This window comes from Paraliomyxa miuraensis, from assembly GCF_026337845.1.
GTDB classification, from domain to species: Bacteria; Myxococcota_A; Polyangia; order Nannocystales; family Nannocystaceae; genus Paraliomyxa; species Paraliomyxa miuraensis.
In genome coordinates this window covers 161,644-182,831 of the sequence record NZ_JAOVZF010000144.1, presented here as the reverse complement: position 1 = coordinate 182,831, position 21,188 = coordinate 161,644, and the positions used below count along the sequence as shown (strand labels likewise).

General features: G+C 69.9%; 10 protein-coding genes. 5 read left to right on the top strand and 5 right to left on the bottom strand.

Going from position 1 to position 21,188, the window contains the following annotated elements:
* Positions 1–79: 79 nt before the first annotated feature.
* Positions 80–763: a hypothetical protein gene (locus tag OEB96_RS11465; protein ID WP_266215600.1), complete on the top strand. Its 684-nt coding sequence runs from the start codon at positions 80–82 to the stop codon at positions 761–763.
* Positions 764–778: 15 nt separating this feature from the next.
* Here OEB96_RS11465 and OEB96_RS11460 read toward each other — a convergent pair whose 3' ends face one another.
* The gene (locus OEB96_RS11460) at positions 779–1,750 is read right to left on the bottom strand and encodes a hypothetical protein (protein ID WP_266215599.1); all 972 of its coding nucleotides are present in this window, start codon (positions 1,748–1,750) and stop codon (positions 779–781) included.
* A 121-nt stretch (positions 1,751–1,871) separates the two neighbouring features.
* Positions 1,872–3,803 (bottom strand): MYXO-CTERM sorting domain-containing protein, encoded by a 1,932-nt coding sequence (locus tag OEB96_RS11455; protein ID WP_266215598.1) that lies wholly within the window; start codon positions 3,801–3,803, stop codon positions 1,872–1,874.
* Positions 3,804–4,223: 420 nt separating this feature from the next.
* Between OEB96_RS11455 and OEB96_RS11450 the strand changes: the two genes are divergently transcribed.
* The 4 genes from OEB96_RS11450 to OEB96_RS11435 all read left to right on the top strand — a co-directional run bounded on the left by OEB96_RS11450 (position 4,224) and on the right by OEB96_RS11435 (position 9,997).
* The gene (locus OEB96_RS11450; RefSeq protein ID WP_266215597.1) at positions 4,224–5,504 is read left to right on the top strand and encodes a flavohemoglobin expression-modulating QEGLA motif protein; all 1,281 of its coding nucleotides are present in this window, start codon (positions 4,224–4,226) and stop codon (positions 5,502–5,504) included.
* 118 nt (positions 5,505–5,622) lie between these two features.
* On the top strand, positions 5,623–8,685 hold the full coding sequence (locus OEB96_RS11445) for a hypothetical protein (RefSeq protein ID WP_266215596.1): 3,063 nt from the start codon (positions 5,623–5,625) through the stop codon (positions 8,683–8,685).
* 134 nt (positions 8,686–8,819) lie between these two features.
* Positions 8,820–9,341 carry a hypothetical protein gene (locus tag OEB96_RS11440; protein WP_266215595.1) on the top strand — a complete coding sequence of 174 codons (522 nt, stop codon included), beginning with the start codon at positions 8,820–8,822 and terminating at the stop codon, positions 9,339–9,341.
* Positions 9,342–9,415: 74 nt separating this feature from the next.
* Complete coding sequence (locus tag OEB96_RS11435) at positions 9,416–9,997, top strand: hypothetical protein (protein ID WP_266215594.1); 582 nt, start codon at positions 9,416–9,418, stop codon at positions 9,995–9,997.
* 283 nt (positions 9,998–10,280) lie between these two features.
* On the opposite strand, the gene OEB96_RS11430 is transcribed toward OEB96_RS11435, so the two are convergent.
* The 3 genes from OEB96_RS11430 to OEB96_RS11420 all read right to left on the bottom strand — a co-directional run bounded on the left by OEB96_RS11430 (position 10,281) and on the right by OEB96_RS11420 (position 21,179).
* On the bottom strand, positions 10,281–11,051 hold the full coding sequence (locus OEB96_RS11430; RefSeq protein ID WP_266215593.1) for a hypothetical protein: 771 nt from the start codon (positions 11,049–11,051) through the stop codon (positions 10,281–10,283).
* 213 nt (positions 11,052–11,264) lie between these two features.
* Positions 11,265–13,724 carry a serine/threonine-protein kinase gene (locus OEB96_RS11425; RefSeq protein WP_266215592.1) on the bottom strand — a complete coding sequence of 820 codons (2,460 nt, stop codon included), beginning with the start codon at positions 13,722–13,724 and terminating at the stop codon, positions 11,265–11,267.
* 63 nt (positions 13,725–13,787) lie between these two features.
* The gene (locus OEB96_RS11420) at positions 13,788–21,179 is read right to left on the bottom strand and encodes a transglutaminase-like domain-containing protein (RefSeq protein ID WP_266215591.1); all 7,392 of its coding nucleotides are present in this window, start codon (positions 21,177–21,179) and stop codon (positions 13,788–13,790) included.
* Positions 21,180–21,188: the final 9 nt, after the last annotated feature.

Here is a 21,188-nt window from a genome sequence, read left to right as displayed (position 1 = left end):
ATGCGCCCTCCCGTAGGAACGTCCCCTTCGCCCCATCTCCACGGTGACTCGCGCACGCCCGGGCGGGTATCATCGCCCCATGCGCTGGTTCTTGGCTCGGGGGCATGGACGGTGGCGGTTGGTCGGCGCTCGTACGCTCGCGCTCGTCCTCCCCCTCGCACCGTGCGGGTGCAGCGACGACGACGGCTTCTTCGACGACGGCAGCGACACCACCGAGGGCTACGTCGAGCCCATGGTCGACTACAGCGGGTGCGAGCGTGCGATGCGGGACTCCCCCTGCGGCATGGCGCTCTGTGGAACGAGCGCGGAGGCCCAGGACTACCTGCAGCTCATGCTCGACGTGGTGCGCGACGCCGGCCACTCGAGCCGGTTCTCACCCACCGTGGCCGAGTACTACGCGCTGACCAACGAGCTGCGGATCGACTACCAGCTCCAGGTGGGCTGGTTTCGCGTGGCCAACACGCTCTCGCTCTCGGTGCCCGCGACCGATGATCTGCTGCGCGACGAGCTCGAGGCCCACGTCGACACCTGGGTGATCCCCTCCTCGGTGGTCCCACCCGAGGACATCACCGACGAGGTCGAGGCCTGCCACGCGCTGCTGACCTACGACCCCTGCCAGGACCACCAGCTGGACTTCACGGTGCACGCGAGCTACGACTGGGAGCAGCCCGACTGCGTGTACAAGACCACCTACGCACTGGTCGACGCCGACAACGGCAGCACCCTCGACTGCGTGGTGGAGCAGGAGCTGCCCTGCGAGTAGCAGGAGCGCCCTGCCCTACCCCACCGGCCCGAACTCGTCGCACGCCGTCTTGATCACCCCGATCGCCTCCTGGAAGATCGGCCCGTAGTCCTCGCACACCGGTCCGATGAACCCGTAGGTGAACATGCGGGTGAACTCGAGGATGCGGGTGGCGACCTCGGCCCCCTCGATGCCGCCGTTGCACTTGTCGAGCGCGGGGCACATGCTGCCCGCCTCGGCGTCGGGACCCACGAGCGACAGCACCACGATGTGGCTCTCCTTGTCCTTGACCGCCACGAGATCATCGAACCAGTCGCCAGGCTCGCCGGGCGAGCCCGGCTGCACGGTCATGTTGCAGGCCTGCTCCTCGGTCTCGTGGTCGTCCTCCTCGTCGGTGATGATCACCACCACGAGCAGCGCATCGTCGCGCAGGAAGCCCTCGTTGCACATGCCCGGATCGGTGAGCTCCGGGCTGAGCGCGGTGAGCATGGCCTCCATGGGGTGCTCGTCGCCGTCGCCCGAGGTGCCCACCTGGGCCGCGCAGGCGAACTTGTTGTCGAGGTTGTCGTTCTCGGTCATGAAGCGCATGCCCGACGAATATGGGCTGCACACGTTGTTGCTCGAGTCGACGCCGCCGGTCTGGGTGACCAGGTTGCCGATCGAGACCGGCCCGCAGCTGACGTCGAAGATGTAGAGGTCGCTGGTGACGACACCGATGTTGTAGCCGTCGGTCTCGGCCAGCTCGGCCCGCATGGCCTCGATGAAGCCGGGGACGCTGGCCGCGAGGTTGGCCTGCTCGTCGGCCATGCTGCCCGAGTCGTCGATCACGAACAGCAGGTCGACCTTCTTGCAGCTCTCGTCGCCGGTCTCGATGCCGTCGTCGCCCATGGTGCCTCCGGCCACGTCGAGCTTGGGAGGCCCGGTCTCGTCGAGACCGTCGCTGCCCGAGCCGCTGCTGGAGGTTGGCTCGGGCAGCGTGCTGGTGCCCGGGAGGGTGGTGGAGGTCACGAAGGGCTGCTGGTCGCCCTGGTCCGGGCAACCAGCGAGCCCGAGGCCGAGTCCACAGAGCCCCCACGTCGCCGATCGGATGCGTCCCACCATCCCAGCGTCGGCGGGGGGGCCGGAGGTGTCAAGCCTCGTCGGGACGGCGGCGCCGCAGGCCACTCAAGCCAATCAGGGCCAGCAGCGACCAGATCATGCCACGCGGCTGCGACTGGCCGGTGGTGCAGGCGCAACCGCCATCGTCGCCCGTGATCGGGGCGTCGGTCGACGACTCGTCGCTGCCGTCGGAGGTCGTGCCGACGGAGCCCGCGGTACCGAGGGTCGTCGGCGGCTGCGGGCCGCCACCGGTGGAGTCGGCCCCACCGGTGGAGTCGTCACCGCCGGTGGAGTCGGCCCCACCGGTGCTCCCGGGCTCCTCCTTGATGGTGCAGTCCGCCGAACAGTCGTCGTCGTCGTCGGTGTTGCCGTCGTCGCACTCCTCGCCCGCGGTGGAGTTGAGCACTCCGTCGCCACACGTCGCGCTGGTGCAGTCGTCGTCGCAGGCCTCGCTCTCGCCCGAGTCGTCGCAATCCTCGCCCGCGGCGGCGTTGACCACTCCGTCGCCACACGACGCGGTGGTGCAATCGGCGTTGCAGGTCTCGCTCTCGCCCGCGTCATCACACACCTCGCCCGCGGTGGCGTTGGCCACTCCGTCGCCGCACATCACGTTTGTGCAGTCCTCGTCGCAGGTCGCGGTCTCGCCCGGCACGCCCATGCCGTCGCCGTCGCACTCCTCGCCCGCGGCCATGTTGACCATGCCGTCGCCGCAGGAGACCGCGGTGCAGTCGGCGTTGCAGGTCGGCGTGCGCATGCCCTCGTCGCACGTCTCACCCGCGGTCGCGTTGACCGTCAGGTCGCCACACGAAGCGGCGGTGCAATCGTCGTCGCACGTGGCCGACTCGCCGCCGTCGTCGCACTCCTCGCCCGCGGCCATGTTGATCATGCCGTCGCCACAGGAGACCGCGGTGCAATCGGCATTGCACGTGGCCGACTCACCACCGTCGTCGCAGGCCTCACCGGCGGCAATGTTGACCACGCCGTCGCCACACATCGCCGGGGTGCAGTCGGCATTGCAGGCGGCCGACTCGCCACCGTCGTCGCAGATCTCACCGGCGGCCATGTTGACCATGCCGTCGCCGCAGACCGCCGAGGTGCAGTCGACATTGCAGGTGGCCGACTCGCCGCCGTCGTCGCAATCCTCGCCCGCCGCGGCGTTGGTCAAGCCATCTCCGCATGCCACGGCGGAGCAGTCGGCATCGCACGTCGCCGACTCGCCTGCGGTGTCGCAGTCCTCGCCGACATCGAGCAATCCGTCGCCGCACGGAGCGATCCACCGCACCGCGGTCACCCCGGGCACGAGCGACCCTCCCGTGTCGCAGGTATAGGTGAGCGCCGATCCCGTGACGGGATCGTACAGACCCGTGGTGCTGCCGCTGCCCCCCTCGGGGTCGGCGGCCACCATCATGAGGATCTGGTTGCTGCCGTGGAACAGGATCACCTCGAGGTTCACGTCATCGGGCAGCGAGTCGGGGAAGTGATCACCGGTCCACTGGATCACGCTCATGCCGTGGGTCAGGCCCGGGTAGCCGACCGCGGCCGCCTGCACCTCGTCGAAGAACTGATAGAAGATCCGGGTCTCGAGGTCGTCGTGAACGAACTCGATGCGCGGGTTGATGGCATCGCTGAGGTCCGGGAGCGGGCAGGCATTGCCGAGGTCGCTGGCGGTCGCGGCCGACCGGGTGATGAACCCGTTGGTCGAGACGTCGAGGTCGGTGAATTCGAGGCCGTAGAAGTAGAACGGAGCCGCCAGCGTCAGCGGAGCCAGGATGTCGTCGGCAAACGACCGGAACTCGATCCCGCTCGACGTGATGTCCACGTAAGTGTAGATGGCACCGTCGGCCTGGTCGAAGTAGGTGTAGCCGAAGACATCGGGTCCCCCCGTCGCCGCCTCGGCCCGGTCTCCGACCAGGCCAGCCGTGCACAGTGCCGTGGCCGTTGCGAGAAGAGTAGTCGATCGCATCGTCGCCAAGGTATCCGAGGTCGGCCCCGCAAGTCCTGCTCAAACGACACCACCGCCGAGGCGGTGGAGATCGATCCTCCCGTGATCTCGATCGATGGGCCATGCGAGCGCGGCCCTCGAGGCGAGCAGATCAGCCATGCAGGCGACGAGGCAGCATGCCGTGCAGCACCGGGGGGTAGCCGATGAGCGCGGCGAAGACCGAGCGAAGGAAGCGAAGCGTGGAAGCCGCGGTGCGAAGGTTCCTCATGGCGGGCATCCCTATTCGCTCGGGGACGGCATGGGTTGGTTTGGCGAGGAGATTCCTTCGCTCGACCGCCTCGCGCCGTCTCGTGCCGTCGTGCACCGCGCGGGCGACGCAAGGCCGGATGCCACTGTCAGGGTTTCCCGTGGGCACCGTCGTTGCTCCGCGAGCGTCGTGTCATGCTCGGCCGGACGGAGAACCTCATGGATGCTTCGCTCGCCCGTCATACCGAGCTCGACACCGCGCTCGTACGCATTGCCAGCTCGATCAAGGTGCTGTCGGAGGTCGCATGGCCCGCGGGGATCTCGGAGCAGTTCCTCGTGGGGTGGCGCGCGGGCAACCCGGTGCTGCCGGAGATCGTGACGGCCTCGCTGGGCCTGGGGCACGAGCTCTCGGCGCTCACCGAGATCGCCGATGCGTGCGATGCCAGCCACCCGGTGGGCGACTACGTGCGGCGCACCGCGCTGTCGTTCGCGACCGCGGTGCGAATGCTCCGCGCCGCGGGCACGCCCGACTTCACCCGCTACTCCGAGGAGCTCTATGGCCGTCCGAACGATCCGGTGCTCGGCAGCGACAAGTCGCTGCTCGACGCGGCCGAGGGCTTCATCAAGGGCACCATCGAGTTCGAGCGCAGCTGCCTCATCCCCGACGACGAGATCTGCTTGCTCGCGACGACGGTGGCCGAGGAGCTGCAGCGCGAGGTCTCGGCGTTCTTCGATCGTCACGAGGTGCGGGTGGTGCTCGACCCCAAGCTCTCGGCCAAGGCGGCCGCGGGGGCGAGCGCCATCCGCCTGCGCAGCTCGACGTGCTTCTCGCCCCAGGATATCCCGCAGCTGCTGGTCCACGAGGCGTTCGTGCACACCCTGACCAAGCTCAACGGACGAGCTCAGCCGAACCTGCCCAGCCTGGGACTGGGCGCGCCGAGGACCACGCGCACGCAGGAGGGGCTGGCGTTGTTCGCCGAGCTGATCTCGGTGGCGATCGATCTACAGCGCCTGCGGCGGATTGCACTGCGGGTCAAGGCGATCGATCTGGCGCTGTCCGGCGCCGACTTCATCGACGTGTTTCGCTTCTTCCTCGAGGCGGGGCAGAGCGAGGCGGAGAGCTTCCAGTCGGCCGCGCGAGTGTTCCGCGGCGGAGACGTGCGCGGCCGAGTGGCGTTCACCAAGGACGTGGTCTACGTGGGAGGGCTGGTGGAGGTGCACACCTTCATGCGCAAGGCGATCCAGCACGGCCGGCTGGAGCTGATCCCGTGGTTGTTCACCGGGAGGGTGGCGCTGCGGGACGTGATCGCGCTGTCGCCATGGCTCTCGAGCGGCTGGGTGGAGGCCCCGGTCTACCTCCCGCGCTGGGCCAAGGAGCTGCCCTCGCTGACTGCATTCTTGCTGTACTCGGTGTTCGTCAACGGGGTGAGCCTGCGCGAGGTGGATCTCGAGGACTTCGAAGCGGACGGGCGGTAGGGGGGCGCTGCCTAGCGCGTCGGGCACCTGGAGTTTCCTCTACCCTGGAGGTTGCCCCCGGCCTGCTGACGGTTAGGCCGTCGGGTGGATGAGGGAATCACCGATTCATCGGGCATGCGTGCTCACGGCGGTGGGAGCGGCCACCGCCTGCAGCCCGGGGGAGCTGGCGACCATGCGTGACGGCAGCGGGCGGGCGGCGCAGGTTTGCTTCGAGGGGCCCGAGCGGGCGGTGGCGGCAGGAGCGAACGCGAGGGCCTGCAGTGGTGAGGTGCTTCCGACGTGCTCACCCGGATGGACGGGGCCCGGGTGTGACTGGCCGTGTGATGGTGCGGAGTGCAGCTTTGCGTCGTACTGCCACGGGGACGGGCGTACATGGGGGCTCGCGGCCTTCGGGGCACGGCTGTTCGAGGCCAGCCCGAAGCTTCCGGACGAGGAGATCCATGCACTCTTCGAACAGTTCGTGGTCGAGCATCCCGAGGACTTGGGGCTCGCGGCGGGCGTGTCGCCGGAGGATCTCGATCTGGTGCCGGCTCCGGCGTTCCGAGCACCCGCAGGCAAGCTGGAAGTGCTGCGATTCGAGCAGAAGTACCGTGGGATCCCGGTGTACGGGCCGGACGGTACGGTGCGGGTGACGCTGGGGCCGAGGGGGGCGATCGCGTTCGACGGTGCGATCGTAGACGGACGGCAGGACTGGGCGAACGTCGAGGAGCACGCGAGCGAGGGGTTGGCTCGACGGTCGATCCTCTCGCACGCGGTGGAGCGCTCGGGGCTGTCCGTCGGAGAGTTGGAGCTCGCGAGCCTGCGCCTGGTCGCTGTGCCGAGGGTGCAACGCGTTGGCTGGATGGGGACTGTGCGCTCCGGGCTCTCGCCCGTGACGACGATCGTGGTCGACGCCGATCCCGAGGCGAGCGTTCCGCTGCCGATCCTGCATGCCGAGCACATCGAGGCCGCGGGACTGGCCGACGAAGTGGATGTCAGCGTGCTGGCCGAGGATCCCGCATCGGATGTGTTCGGCTCGCCGGACCAGACGGCGAGCCTGGCGCAGCTCTTCGATGCAAGCCCGCTGAGAGGCTCGACGCGCGGGGGCGAGGTGATCGTCGGGACGGAGCGCGTGGTTGGTTACGATCTCAGCTCGGCGATGAGCTTCATGGGCATCAACACCGTACCGCCGCTGGCGAGCGTGACGACGAACTTCGATGCGGCGCCGGGGACCATCGCGTACGATGTCCAGAACGACTACGTTCGCGTGCAGAGCTACTACGCGTTCGTCGATCAGTACATGGCCGGCGTGTGGGAGTCCTTGAACGTCGTACCGAGTATCCCACCCGGTCAGTTCGAGCCGCGGGTGATGCTGTGGGTGCAGCCTGGCTTCGACCTGTGTCCGATGCAGAGCTATTGCGCCAACTACGTTTCGCTCGAAGGGCTACCCACGGAGAGTATCGCAGACGAGTACGAGCAGCCGTTCGGCGGCCCCACGCTGGAGAACGGATCGAGGATCGCCATCGAATTCCCCGGCGCGTCGGCGCACGTGCTCGCCCACGAATTCGGCCACATCGTCGATCTGTTCGCGGCGCCGTACTTCGTCGGCGCCGGCTTGGGCTGCACGGGAGCTCCTGGGTGCATGCCGAGCTGCCAGCCCGACACCTCGGAGGAAGCGCCAGCGCTACGGGAGGCCGTTGCCCAGGTGTTCACCATCGCGGCCACGAGCGAACTCTTCCCCATGGCGACCTTCGACGATTGCGACCCCCTACCCGCGATCAGCCTCGGCGCCGATGGTGCCCCGCACAACGATGCGTGTCGGCCGGGCGGTGAGCCCTACTCGCACTTCCTCGACCCGGCTTCCTGCGCAGTGGGAGCGCATTGCGACCACGACTTCGCCGCCCAAGTGGACCCGCCAACGGGGCTGTGCGCTCAGTCGAGAGGCTACCGAGTCGACAGCCTTCACCAGGCGTTCTGGGAGATCTTCCACGGCGAGCGCTGCGCTGCGACGCCGCCCTATGTGTGCACGCCGATGAACCTTCCGCCGGGGCTGTCGGCGAGCGACGCCTTCATGCCGGCGTTCCTCTATGCCTTGCGCATCGATGCGAACTCCGTCCGCCAATTCATCGACGCATTCGCGACGCACGTGTCGTGCAACCTCGGTGCCGTGGTCTACCAGGAGGTCAACGAGGTGCTGTGCCATCACGACCTTCGAGCGTGTGGTGCTCCGCCTCCAGCAACCTGCGAGACCTGTGGCAACGGGGTTCGCGAGGACTCGGAACTCTGCGACGGCAACGACCTCGGCGGAGCGAGTTGCGTCGGCCTCGAGTTCAGCGGCGGCTTGCTCGCCTGCGATGCCTCGTGCATGCTCGACACATCGATGTGTGATGCCGCGGAGGGGGCCGACGTGACGGGGGCGACGGACGTCGACAACGACGTCACCGGACCCGGCGCGACCGACGGCGACGCGACGGGCGGCGGTGGTGTGAACGATGACGGCGGCGGCTGTGAATGCAGCACTGGCTCCAATCGCGGAGCGGACCTCGTCCCGACGGGCCTCGGGTTGCTCGCGCTCGTTGGAGCACGACGGCGTCGTCGTCGCGCTCGCGCGAACGCGCTGGTCGTGGCGCTCACGGGCTTGGCCGCACAGGCTTGCAGCGCCCCTACGGTCCGCACGGAGACGGAGGCGTCGGACGAAGATCCCTCGACGACGGGCGAGAGCGGTTCCGAAAGCGGCTCTACGGAGGCGGTGGGAGGGCCGCTACCACAGTGGGCACTCGGCGACTTCAGCAGCGCAGTCGACAAAGTCGGGATGTCCTTCTCGGACAACCTGTATGCGTGGGCCAACGTCCACATCGACGAAACCGGGACGTTTCTCCTCGACATGTACGTCTGCGCAGAGCGGCAAGAACTCCAGGCGTTCCGGTGGACATCGGCCAGTGACGGACAGAGCTTGAACATCCAACCGGTGCCTCCGTCCGAGGTGTTCACCTTCGGGAATGGCAGTCAGGTGTCGGAGGTCATCGTCGAGCCCAGCGACTCCTGCGACACAATCGTAGTCCGCTCCTTTCATGTCGAAGCGTTGAGTTGGAGCGAGAGTCACTACCACCGCGGCAACGTCTGCGCGAGGACCACCGTCCCGGATGGCTGCGCATTCACGTACGAATGGTGCGACAACAAGCCGCCACCTCCGTGCGAGTGACAGAACGGACTGACGCGATGGTGAGACCAGTCCAACTCTGCGTACGACGGCATCGTCGCCGTACTCGCCCACGCGCGCTGGCGGTGGCGCTCACGGGCTTGGTCGTACAGGCTTGCGGTGAGCCCACCGTCACCATGGCAACATCGGATGCTGGGACCTCCACAACGGGGGAAAGCGGCTCGGAGAATGGCGCCACGGAGACGATGGCAGAGCCACTTCCGGAGTGGGCGCTCGGTATCTTCAGCAGTGAAGTGGACCGAGTCGGAATGTCCTTCTCCGACAATCCTTACTGGTGGGGCAAGATCGAGATCATGGCGTCGGGGACGGTCCTTCTCGACATGTACGTCTGTTCGGGGCACCAAGAACGCCAGGAGTTCCGTTGGAAGTTGGCGGGCGACGGACGGAGCTTGGCCGTCCGGCCGGAGCCTCCTACCGACATGTTCACGTTCGGGAACGGTACTCAGGTGTCGGAGGTCATCATCGAACCCGGCGACACATGCGATACAGTCGTCGTTCGCTACTTCACCATCGAAGCGATGAACTGGGGCGTAGGCGAGTACCAACGTGGCAACGTGTGCGCCCGAGCCACCGCCCCCGACGGCTGCACGTTCACCTTCGAATGGTGCGACGGCACACCGCCACCTCCGTGTGAGTGAGAGAAGTCGAGCACGCGATGGTGAGACCACGTCAATCGTTTGCACGTCGTCGCGCTCGCGCGAATGCGCTGGTCGTGGTGGCGCTCACGGGCATGGTCGCACAAGCATGCAGCGACCCTACGGTCCGCACGGAGACGGAGGCATCTAGCCAGGATTCCTCGACGACGGACGAGGGCGACTCCGGGGATGGCTCTACGGACACGTTGGGAGCGCCACTTCCGCAGTGGGCGCTCGGCATCTTCAGCAGCGCCGTCGACAAAATTGGGATGTCATTCTCGGACGATCTCTACATCTGGGGTAACGTCGAGATCGATGCAACCGGGGCGTTCCTCTTCGACATGTACGTCTGCGCAGAGCGGCAAGAACTCCAAGAGTTTCGTTGGACGTTGGCCGACGACGGGCGGAGCTTGAGCGTCCAACCGGTCCCTCCTGCCGAGGTATTCACGTTCGGAAACGGCCATCAGGTATCCGGTGTAGTGGTCGAGCCCGGCGATACCTGCGATGCGATCATCGTCAGCTATCTCCCCACCGAGACGATGACCTGGGTCCCATACGAGTACCACCGCGGCAACGTCTGCGCGAGGACCACCGTCCCCGATGGCTGCGCATTCACATACGAATGGTGCGACGGCACACCGCCGCTCCCGTGCGAGTGACGGAGCCCGGCCGGTGGCAGAGACCCGGCCCGCCCGCTCGATTGGGGGCCTTCGAGCGGACGGGCCGGTCATGTCGGGAACATGGTGGGTACCGTGGCGGAGCTGCCATGCTCGCCTCTTGCCCCGGTACCCGATTCCGCCCTGATATGAGGTGCTCACGACTGCAAGTGCGATGCCGATCCACTCGGGCCAAGACTCTCGCGAACATCGACCCGATAGTGTCTCCATGAACCGTGTCACGACGACACAGCTGAGCGCATGCGCACAGGCGATGGTGCCAGCCTCATTCGTCGTGGACGTAGACGCTGATGGTGTGGTACGGCGCGGGATCGCCGTCGGCCACGCAGTCGATGGCGGTGACGCCATCGTCCCACTCGAAGTCGCAGCGTTGATCCAGCATGCAGTCGTCGTAGCCGATCATTCCGCATTGCTCGGGATTCGGTGCACACGTGCGCCCCACCGCGGTCGCCAGCGTCAGTTGCCACGGGTTGCCCTTACACACGTGGCGCTCGTCGGTGAAGATGTTGCCGAAGTAGCTGGCCTCGTACACACCATAGCCTGGCACGCCAACCGTACCGATGCTGGGTGCGTCGGCCCTCAGCGAGATCACCACGCTCTGCTGACTGACGTTGGTTCGCGCCAGCATGCAGGCCGAGACCCACTGCTGGCAGTCCTCATCGCAGCTCCCGTCTTGCCACTCGGGAGCGAGGCCGACCGCTCCCTCGAACTCCAGAAGCTGGCCTTCCACGTCCTTGACGATGCTCGCGCCCGGCGGCAACGCACACTCCACCAGGTACTGCGCCACGATCCAGGCGCCAGGCTCGACCAGCACGCCGGTTTCCTCGGACAGACCCTGCGGGGTCGAGAGACCGAACGCAGGATCGACGCCTCCCACGCTGGGATCAGCGAGACCATTGTTGACCCAAATTCCCCCACCGTTGCCTCCGGACCGAAAGCGAAGGTCCGGATCGACGAGCGCGCCGTCGTGGACTCGTACGCCTTCGATGGGGTCGCGCTCTGCTGGTTGATCGCACGCGGCCATCGAGCCCACCATCCAACCCACCATCGAATAGGGAACGGCAGCGAGCAGCGAACGCCGAGACCAACGATGAGTGATGTCGTGCATGAGCACACGGTGACTTCATCGACCATGCCACCTCGTGTGACGACTGCAATTCTCGTGAAATCCCGTACCATCTCGGCAGTGGCGAGTGTGTGCGATCGATCCGCGCGTCACGAAGCGACACACCGCGCGCCCGCGCTCGCCTCACTCGCGCTCGCTTCGATGCGGACCACCGTCGACGGGCTCATCGTGCTCGTCGATCCACTCGAGGAGCTCCCGCTCTTCCTCGGGACCCACCGATCCACTCAGCCAGCGGGCCCGTTGAGCCATCGCCCGAGCCTCTGCATACCGGCCGGCCCCCCAGAGGGCTCGGGCCATCACGGTTCGAACGCGATACTCGTTGGCGTCGGACTGTGGCGTGGACTCGAAGCGCAGCATGGCTCGACCACAGCGCTCGATGGCGGCGTCGTAGGAGCCCAAGCCCGTGTCCACGCGGCACCGACCGGCGTCGACGTAGGCCATCAGCGGGTGCTCGTCGCCCACCGTGGCCTCGAAGATCGCCCGCGCCCGCTCGAAGGCGTCGTGGGCTCCGCGCAGCTCACCGTCGTTGACGAGGAGGGTGCCGACGTTGAGCCAGGTGATCCCTACGTCGACGTGATCCTCGCCGAGCGTGCGGGACTTGAGCTCGAGCGCGCGCCGCAGGTAGTCGCGAGCCTGCCTGCGCTGTCCGGTCTCGGCGTAGAGGATCCCCACGTTGTTGAGCCACCATGCTTGCAGCACGCGATCTCCGGTGCGCTCCACCGCCGCCCGCACCGCCAGCATGCGGGACTTGGCCGCCGTGAGGCTGCGGTCGATGGTCATCGCATAGAGCATCGAGAGCCACGCGCGCGCCTCGACCTCGTTGGCCGAGATGCGCGACGCCAGCAGCACGGCTTCCGACAGCGTCTGCACCGCATCGAGCGCGTAGGCCGACTCGGCCTGCAGCCGCCCCATGCACTCGAGGGCCTCGGCCCGCAGCAGCGGATCGCCGAGCGCCTCGGCTTCGCGGCGCGCGCTCTTGGCCAGCTCGAGCCCCCGATGCAGCGCGCCGGCCTCTCGCAGGGTGTGCGCACGATCGATGCGCTGGCGTAGCTCGGCCAGTCGATCCCGATCCTCGACGGGCTCGACGATGATCGGCTGTTCGATCAGCGCGTCGAGGTCGGCACACGGCTCGAGCACCGGGAGCTTGAAGGCGAGGATGGAGCGCTGCACCAGCTGCGCCCGATCGCTGGACTCGGTGAGCGCATCGATGGTGGAGCGCAGATGATTGCGGCGGCGCTCGAGGCAGCGCATGCGGCGGTCGAACAGCTGCTCGGATTGCTGCTGGGTGACGAAGGTGGCGTGGCACGAGTCCTGGGCCATTGCGGTCCAATCGGCGACATAGGCATCGAGCCGCCCGGTCACGCGCTCGCGCAGCCCGTGCGGCGACTCGATCGAGCCGTAGCGAAGGAAGACGCGCTCCAGCTTCTCGCGGTCCTCGGGACTCCATGCGTCGTAGAGGCCGGCCTCGGGTCGATCGCACACGTCGGTCCGAGGACCCCACAAGGCCAACAGACCTCCGCCCAGGCCCACCCCGACCGCGAGCAGCAGGGGGGTGCGCCACCAACGATGTCGGGGGAGCAGCGCACGAAGCTCGTCGAGCAAGGCACGCATCGACGGCCAACGCGCGCGAGGATCGGCGCTGAGACCTCGAACCAGCGCTCGCCGCAGCCGCCGGGGCACCTTGACGTGGGGCGGGGCAGGGCGAATGCGATTGTGGCGCAGCGCGGTCATCAGGGAGAACGCGCTCTGTCCACTGAAGGCCCGCATGCCGTAGAGCGCCTCGTAGAGCGAGGCGCAGAAGCTGAACTGATCGCTCAGCGCGTCGGCGGCGTGTCCCTGGAGCTGCTCGTAGGGCATGTAGGCCACGGTGCCGAGCACCGCGCCGGCGGCGGTGAGGGGCTCGCCGAGCAGGCTGTCGGACCAGGGCACCTCGTCGAGGGCATCGGTGTCCTCGAGGCCGGATCGATCCTCGCGCGAGGACAGCTCGACCTCGCGGGCGAGCCCGAAGTCGAGCACGCGCACCCGGCCGTTGTCGCCGATGATGCAGTTGTCGGGCTTGAAGTCGCGGTGCACCAGACCCTCGGCATGGGCGGCGGCCAGGCCCTCGCCGGCCTGCAGGTAGACCTCGACCGTCTGGCGCCATGAACGCCGCTCGCAGGCCCAGTCGCGCAGGGTCTGGCCGCGTACGAGCTCCATGGCGATGAAGGTGTCGTCGCCGACGGTGCCGATCTCGTAGACCTGCACCACGTTGGGGTGCGAGAGCCGAGCCAGCGCCTGGGCCTCGCGCAGCAGCCGGGTGCGGTGCTGCTGCGCGGCACCGGGATGCAGCACCTTGAGGGCGACGGTGCGGTCGAGGGTGTGGTCATGGGCCTCGCGCACCACCCCCATGCCCCCCGAGCCGAGGGTGTCGAGGATGAGGAACCGCCCCAGGCGATCACACTCCGTGCGTGATCCACTGACGTCGGCGTCCATCGCGACGGCGGCCTCGAGGGTCAGGGTGGACGACTCGGGCTCGATGCATGGCACATCGCTGCCCGTCCGAGGTCCACGGCTGGGCTCGGCGCGGGATCGGGGTGCTGGCATGACTGCGCAACAGGCTACGACGTGCCTTCGACCCGGCAACGCGCGCGCCCCCCAAAGATCGATCTAGGGCGTGACCTCCACCACCTTCAGCTTGCCCAGCGAGACCAGGGCGAGGGCGTCGAGCACGGACATCTCGAGGTGCCCGGCGCTCACCATGCTGCGACCCCACGTGGGGTCGATCTCGTGCCAGCGCTCGCCGTCGTGGTAGGCGACCCAGGCATGGGCGACCAGCTCGTCGCCCGAGGCGGCCATGCCGTCGCGCACCTCGGCGGGGACCCCTGCGGCGCGAAGCAGGGTGACGGTGAGCCGCGCGTACTCGGTGCAGTCGCCCCGTCCTGCCTCGAGGATCTGCGCGCCATCGAGCGAGCGTGGGGTGATCTCGTAGGTGATCCGCTCGTGCACCCACGCACCGATGCGCTCGGCCGCCGCCGCGGGCGCGGTCCCCTTGGGGGCGAGGCGACGGGCAACCCCGACGATGCGGGGGTCGTCGATCGGCAGCACGTCGGTTCGCTTGGTGAGCTCCTTGCGCCGCTTCTCGGTCAGCGGGGCGGGGGTGCCGCCCTTGGCGGGAGCCGGAGACACGGTCAGGCGCACCCGGGTGGGGCCGAGCACCTCGGCCTGCACGCGCGGGGACTCGGCCAGGGTGTGACGCACGAAGTCCTCGGCATCCGGCACCTCCACGACGTAGCGCAGCGGGGCCTCGATCTCGTCGTCGCGCAGGCGTCGAGGCAGGGCCGCGGCGTTGTGGCCCTCGGAGGCCGCGAGCCAGTCGTCGATCACGCGGCCGCGATCGCCGGGCGGGCGCAGTCGCATCGCCATGTGACCCTCGAGCACGGCCACGCGCTCGGTCGGGCTCCAGTGCGCCTCCACGCTGAGGTCGGTGACGACGCCGAGCAGGGGGGCCACGGCGCGCAGCACCATGCGCTGGTCGATGGGCAGCCCGTCGAGCCCGGGCAGGGCCGTGGCCGCGGTGGGTCCGTCGAACGTGCCATGGGCGACCCGCAGGTGATCGCGCGAGGGGGCGGGGGGAGGCGATCCGGTCAGCGCGTCGTCGACGAGCGCGCAGTCGCCCATCAAGAGGTAGGCGTGCCCCGGGCCGGCGCCGCTGCGCTGGGCGTAGCAGAGCGCGCCCTGGCGGCGGCTCTTGCCCGCGGGCCCGAGGGTGATCCGCTCGCGACGCAGGACCTTGCGCAGCGCATCGTCGAGGGGGGTCACGGCCAGCCACCGTCGCCACAGGCGATCGCCATCGCGCAGGTACCAACCGAATGCGAGGCCGCGGGCCGCCATGAGCACGGACAGGGGCGGCACACGGCCGGCATCGGAGCCCTCGGCTTCGAGCGGCTCGATCTCCAGCGACCTCATGGGACCCAGGCCATGGGCAAACGAGGTCACCGCCCCCGGGGGAAGCTGGGCCAAGGCGGGGCCGATGTCGTCGATGCCTTGCTCGGAATCGAACGCGCCTGCGTAGCGAAAGCGCAGGCCGGTCTCGTCGACCACGACCTCGACCGAGGCGCCGTTCTTGGCCCACGGCCACGAGCGCCCGAGGGCCACCGCCTGCAAGGCGGCGCCATCCTTCCAGTCGGCGGTGAGCCGGGCGAGCTCGGGCGAGTCGGCGAGCACGGGGCCCTCGTGCTTGCGCAGCACCCGTTCCATGGCGTCCTCGGTGGAGAACACCCACAGGCGATCGCCGACGAACAGGTAGCGCTCGGAGTCGATCGAGAGCCGACGGGTGCTCGCCTCCACGATCGAGTAGCGCTGCAGCTCCATGGAGCCGCGCACCACCACCATGCGCGCGCGCTCGGCCCCCTCGTCGGCGTTGGGGCCCTTGGGCTCGTCGTCGTCCTCGGGGTAGACCAGCGGGTGCAGGATCGCGGGCAGCAGGCTCAGGGCCAGGGGCACCACGCCCGCGGTGGTGGCCACCGTCAGCGGCAGCGACACCCCGGCGTCCTCGCCCCCCGAGCGCTGACTCAACACGGCCAGCAGCGCATCGCGGTCGGTGACCCGCGCGGTGCAGACCCACCCGTAGCCGTCGGCCGGCTCGGCGCACTCGATGGGCTTGGCCGCATCGAGGCCGCCGCTGCTCGACAGCGCCGCGAACCCGTTCTCTCGCAGCATGCGGGCGCCGAGCTCGCCCAGGCGCTGGTCCACCGCCTCGTCGCCGGTGGTGAGGCGCTCGACCACGTCGCTGACGGTGCTCGAGAACAGGCCTGGGGCGGCCAGGCGAGCGAAGACGTAGTCGTGGCCGGGGAGCAGCTGCGCCAGGCTCTTGGTGCGCAGGTCGGTCTCGGAGCGGATCGGCAGGCTGCGGCGGCGCTGGGTGGCACGCCAGGACAGCGCCCGGCCGTCGTCGGGGCCGGGGCTCGGCGAGGGCTCGCGCGACAGCTCGAGCGCCCGGGCGTGGTCGCGCGCGAGGGTGCCGAGCTCCTCGCGCGTACGCTTGGCTCGCTTGGGGTCGTCGCCATCGACCACCCGGGCCGCGAGTGCGGCCAGCCGCGAGTGGTCCTGCGGCTCGAGGAAGCTGGCCAGGTGCCGGGCGAGCGCGCGCAGCACGATCTGCTCGTCGTCGGAGGTGGCGGGCCCGGTGGCGTCGAGGTGCTCGCGCAGGCGCTGGGCGTCGCCGGGGCCGGCGCGCATGGCCAGCAGGAACGCGGCGTCGCTCACCATGCGCGGCGAGGGGTCGGCGAGGGCTGCATCGATGGTCGCGTCGCTGGCCAGCTCGGGCCGTAGCTGCAGCGCGGCCCAGGCCAGGGCCCGGTCGTGCAGGTCGGTGCTCTGGGCCAGGCGGTTGGCGAGCGGACCGGCGTGCGCGTCGGGCAGCGCCCCGATCGCCTCCACTAGGCCGTGCACGGGCAGATCGCTGCGCAGCAGGTAGTCGGGGGCCGAGACCGGCGGCGTCAGCGGGGTGCTGAGGATGGTGCGCACGTCGTCGGTCACCCGATCGGGATGCTGGGCGACCGCACGGCGGCCGAGGGCATGCACGCGGGGGTCCTCGTCGAGCAGCGCGACCAGGGCCAGGCGACCGGCGGCGGCCGAGCGCGGCTCGGCGCAGCTCACCAGCGCCCGGCGAGCCCCCGCGTCGGGCGTGGACAGCCACAGATCGACCAGCAGCTCGGCGCGCGCACCATCATCGGCGAGGGCGGCCAGGGCCCTGGGCACCGGGCAGGCACCATCGTCCTTGGTGCTGGGCTTGGCGCTGGGCTTGGCGCGGGCCTGCTCGCGGCGTCCGGCCAGGCGCACGCGGTCGTCCACCCCCGCGCCGGCTGCACGCAGCGACTCGGCCGCGAACGGAGGCAGCACCGCATCGAGCGGGCGAAAGCCGTCGCGCAGCAGAGCCACGGTGGAGCCCATGAGTTCGAAGCGCGCCAGCGGTGCGGCCATCACCAGGGAGAACACCCGACCGCCGCTGGGCAGCACCCACATCACGGCCACCTCCTCGGTGTTGGTGAGCAGGATCTGGGTGGCCTCGAGCCCGGCCAGGGTGGTCTGTCGCATCCACTGCTTGGTGCGCCCCTGCCCGCCGAAGGCGTCGAGGATGTCGCGAGCGCAATCGGCCCCCTGGCAGCGCGAGGCCCGGGGCGTGGTGAAGACCATCATCCGCGCGCCGAGCTCGTCGTCGAAGCGCAGGGTCTTGCCCTCGCTGGGCACCCAGCCGGCGGGCACCAGCAGCTCCACCGCGTCCTCGGCCACCACGTGGCGCTCGGGTGCCAGCGCGTCGACGCTGGCGTCGGAGATCCGGGCGATGCGCTCGTCGAAGCGGGCCGGATCGCGCACCCAGGCCGGCACGCCGTCGTGCGGCCCGGTGATCGACTCGGGGACGTCGGCATGGCGCAGGACCAGGTCGCCCGGGTGCATGGCGGCGCTGGCCTCGTAGAGGACCCGGGCCCGATCGTCCTCACCGGCGGCGACCCACAGGGGCAGCACCGCCGCGACCGCGAGCGGATGATCGGGATGACGCTCGAGCAGCGCCTCCGCCACGGGGCGCGCCGCGGTGGCATCGTCCAGCGCGCGGTAGGCCAGGGCCAGGGCCAGGCGGGTCGAGCTGGCCTCGGGATGGGTGGCGTGGAGCTGCCGCGCCGGCTCGAGCTCGGGCTCGAGCACCACGTCCGCGAGCAAGACGAGCGCATCGGGCTGGAGGCGCCCCGCGGCCAGATCTTGCTCGACCCAGTCCGCGAGGTGACGCAGTCGATCGGGCAGGTCGAGCTGGGAGCGAGCGAGCCGGGTGAGGTCGACGAGCCCCCGTGCGCGTGCGGCCTCGGCATACGCACGAGCCACCCCGGTCTCGGCGCCCGCGAGGGCCAGCCGCGCGCGGAACAGATCGAGCGCGAGCGGCTCCATCCACTCGTCGACGCCTTGCATGGCGCGGATGAGCAGGCCACGCTGGCGGATCTGCTCGACCACGTCCTGCAGACTCGAGGTGTCGGCCAACCCGAAGGCGTGGGCTTGCCACCACGCCCGCGCCGCCGCCTCGTGCCGCCCCTGGGCCGCGAGCCAGATCGCCTGGTTGACGTACCACGGCTCGGCCAGGTTCTCGCCGAGCGCGAGCGCGGGCGCCTCGAGGAACGACGGAGCGCTCACCGTCGCGAACACCTCGGCGATGTTGGGGAGCACTGCGGTCGCCTCGGGCACGGCTCCGGCGCCCGAGGGCACGGGCGACGGTGGGCTCAGCGCGAGGAACGACTGGCTGATCCCCACCAGCAGCGATGGCTGTGCCTTCCAGGCCTCGGCGCACACGGGGATCGCCGGGCTCGCGTCCTCGCGGCTGACCAGCTCCCCACACGCAAATGCCTGCAAGATCGAGCCCTTGGGCGGATCCAGCAGCAGCGCCTCCACCCGGGCCATGGCATCCTCGTCGGTCTCGTAGCTCCAGCGCCACAGGTCCCAGACCAGTGCGTCGTCGATCTCTGCCGCCTCGAGGGCGCGCAAGAGCATCACCACGCCCTCGCCCTCGCTCAGCGGGCGCAGGCCGTGCTCGCGGTCGAGGTGCTGGGCCAGGGCCAGGCCCTCGTCGGCCCGCCCCAGCAGCAGCGACAGCCACAAGCGCTGGACCCGGGCCTGACCGTGCGGCGGTGGGTTGGCCTCGAGCATCGCGAGCGTCTGGGCCGCCCAGCGTCGGGCGGTCTCGAGCTCGGTCGCCGTCTCGATCTGCTCCATCCCCCAGCGCGCCGCCGTCTCCGACAGCCACGGCAGATGGACCAGCAGCTCGGGGCCCACCGCCCACGCGTCCTGTGGCGTGCCATCCAGACCCCGGCGGACGCGATCGACCTCGGCCAGCGTCCGCAGGTCACCCCGCAGGATCCGGCTGCGTAGCGCGTGATACCGGCCCTCGGCGGGCGCCCGGGTCACGAAGTCGAGCGCCGGCTCGTCCGCGACCGCGGTGCCCTCGGCCAGCAAGGCCACCATGCGCCGATGGAGCACCATGTCGTCGGGACTCCAGCGCAGCGCATGGGCGAGGAAGCGGCGCGCCTCGTCGGGCCGACCGGCTGCGAGCGCCAGGTGGGCCTGCATGCGCGCGTAGGCCGAGCCATGGGGGTCGACCGCATGCAGCCGTACGCGTAGATCATCGCGCACCGAGGCCTTGCCCGCGTGGTGGGCCGCGAGCGCAGCGGCGGCCAGGCCCTGGCTCACCGCCGCATCGGGCACGGCGTCGAGCACCGGCAGCAAGTGCTCGAGCGCCTCGGCGTGGCGCCCCTGCGCCGCCGCCTGCATCCCCTGGCGATAGCGATCGGTCCGCAGCGGGGCCGAGGGCTCGGGTGGCACCGGCTCCTCGGGCTCCTCGAACTCGTCCGCGAACCCGGGCACCCAGGGATTGGTCTCGTCGTAGCTGGCCGTGCCCGCCGCGAGGTCGTCGATCGCCAGCCACGCCCAGGTTCGCAGGCTGGGCTCGAGCAGCGCGCCATGGTCCTCGAGCCGCGCGCGTGCCTGGGCATGGTCACCGGTGGCCAGGGCGATCCGCAGCCGGGCGCCCTGGTACTCGGGCGAGGCGGCGAGCACGGTGTCCTCGTAGGGCCGAAGCAGCGGCTCGAGCTCGGCCAGCGACGCGGCATCGAGCCCGGCCACGTCGAGCGCATCCGGGTGCAGGTGCCGGGTGCCCGAGGCCAGCGCGAGCCCGGCCATGACGTCCTCGTGCTGCCACAGCGACGCGCAGGTGTTCACGTCCTGGTGCAGCTCGTCGCAAAGCTCGCGCCAGGCTGCCGCCTCGCCCGTGCCCCAGGGGATCCAGTGTCGCACGCGCTCGCGCGCCCGCGCGTCGAGACGCGCGTCGAACACGATCGCCTCTCGGAGCGTGTAGTCGTCGGGCGGGCGATCGAACGGATGCTCGAGCCGGGCCCGTCGCCTCCGGGCTCGCGCGGCCGCGGTGCGCAGCGCAGGTCCCTGCCCCGCGTGGTCGAGCACGGCGAGCCACTCGTCGACCGACGCCGAGCGAACCCCGTTGCGGATGCGCCAGCGCTCGAAGCTCGCCAGGTCGCCGCGGCGGGCCGCCGTCATCGCCCGCAGCTGCTCGTGCAGGTGATGCGCCTTCGACTCGTGCTCGGGAACGGCCAGCGACTCGAGCACTCCGTGGGCATCGCCGACGAGCTCGGCCCGCAGCAGCCACCAGCCGAGGGCCAGCCCCAGCGCGCGCGAGTGCGAGGCGGCCTCGCGCCGCACGTGCAGGCGCGCCATCCGGTCGCGCCCCTCGTAGAATGGCCCGACCAGATCGTCCAGCAGCAACGGATCCTCGACCAGCACCCCCGCCGCGAGTTCGTCGAGCATCAACCGCACGAGCTGGGCATCCACCTCCCATGCATCGGCTGCGAGCGTCGCGGCGGCATTCTCGGCCAGCGCATCGGGGGTACCGCGGGCTTCGATCGCCTGCCGCAGCCCCTCGCGACCGAGCGCCGGGGCAAGGCCCAGCCACTCGCGATCCTCGTCGTAAAGCGAGCGACCCAGCCACCAGCGAGCTTCGTGGTCGGAGCCCACCAGCTCGAGCACACGCGGAAGGTCGGCGTCGTTGAGGGTCCGCCCTCCCTGCACGATCGCTCGCCGCAGCGCCTTGCTGTGCCGTCGAGGGTGCCGGTCCGCCAGCACCGCCGCCACCATCAGCTGCGGATCGTCGGTTTGCGCGGCCATGCGCCGCGCCTGCCGGGCCACGCGATCGAGCGTCGCGCGAGCTTGCTTGGCGGCCGCCTCGTCCCCTTGCATGCGAGCGATCTGCCAGGCCACGTCGCCGCGCCGCAGGGCCAGCGCCATCAGCGACGCCGCGCGATCGTGCCGCCCCAGCGCCAGCTCGGCCTCGGCCAGCGCCAACGCGTGCTCCACCGGATCTGCCTGGGCGGGCACCGCCTCGGCCAGCGCCACGCGGGCGCTCAGCTGGCCGGGCTCGAGGGGCGTGAGTGCTCCCCCCGGCACTCGCGCGCACCCGGACAGCAGCAAGGACCACAGCAGCGAGCCAACGACGAGCGAGAGGCGAAGCATGACGGGGCA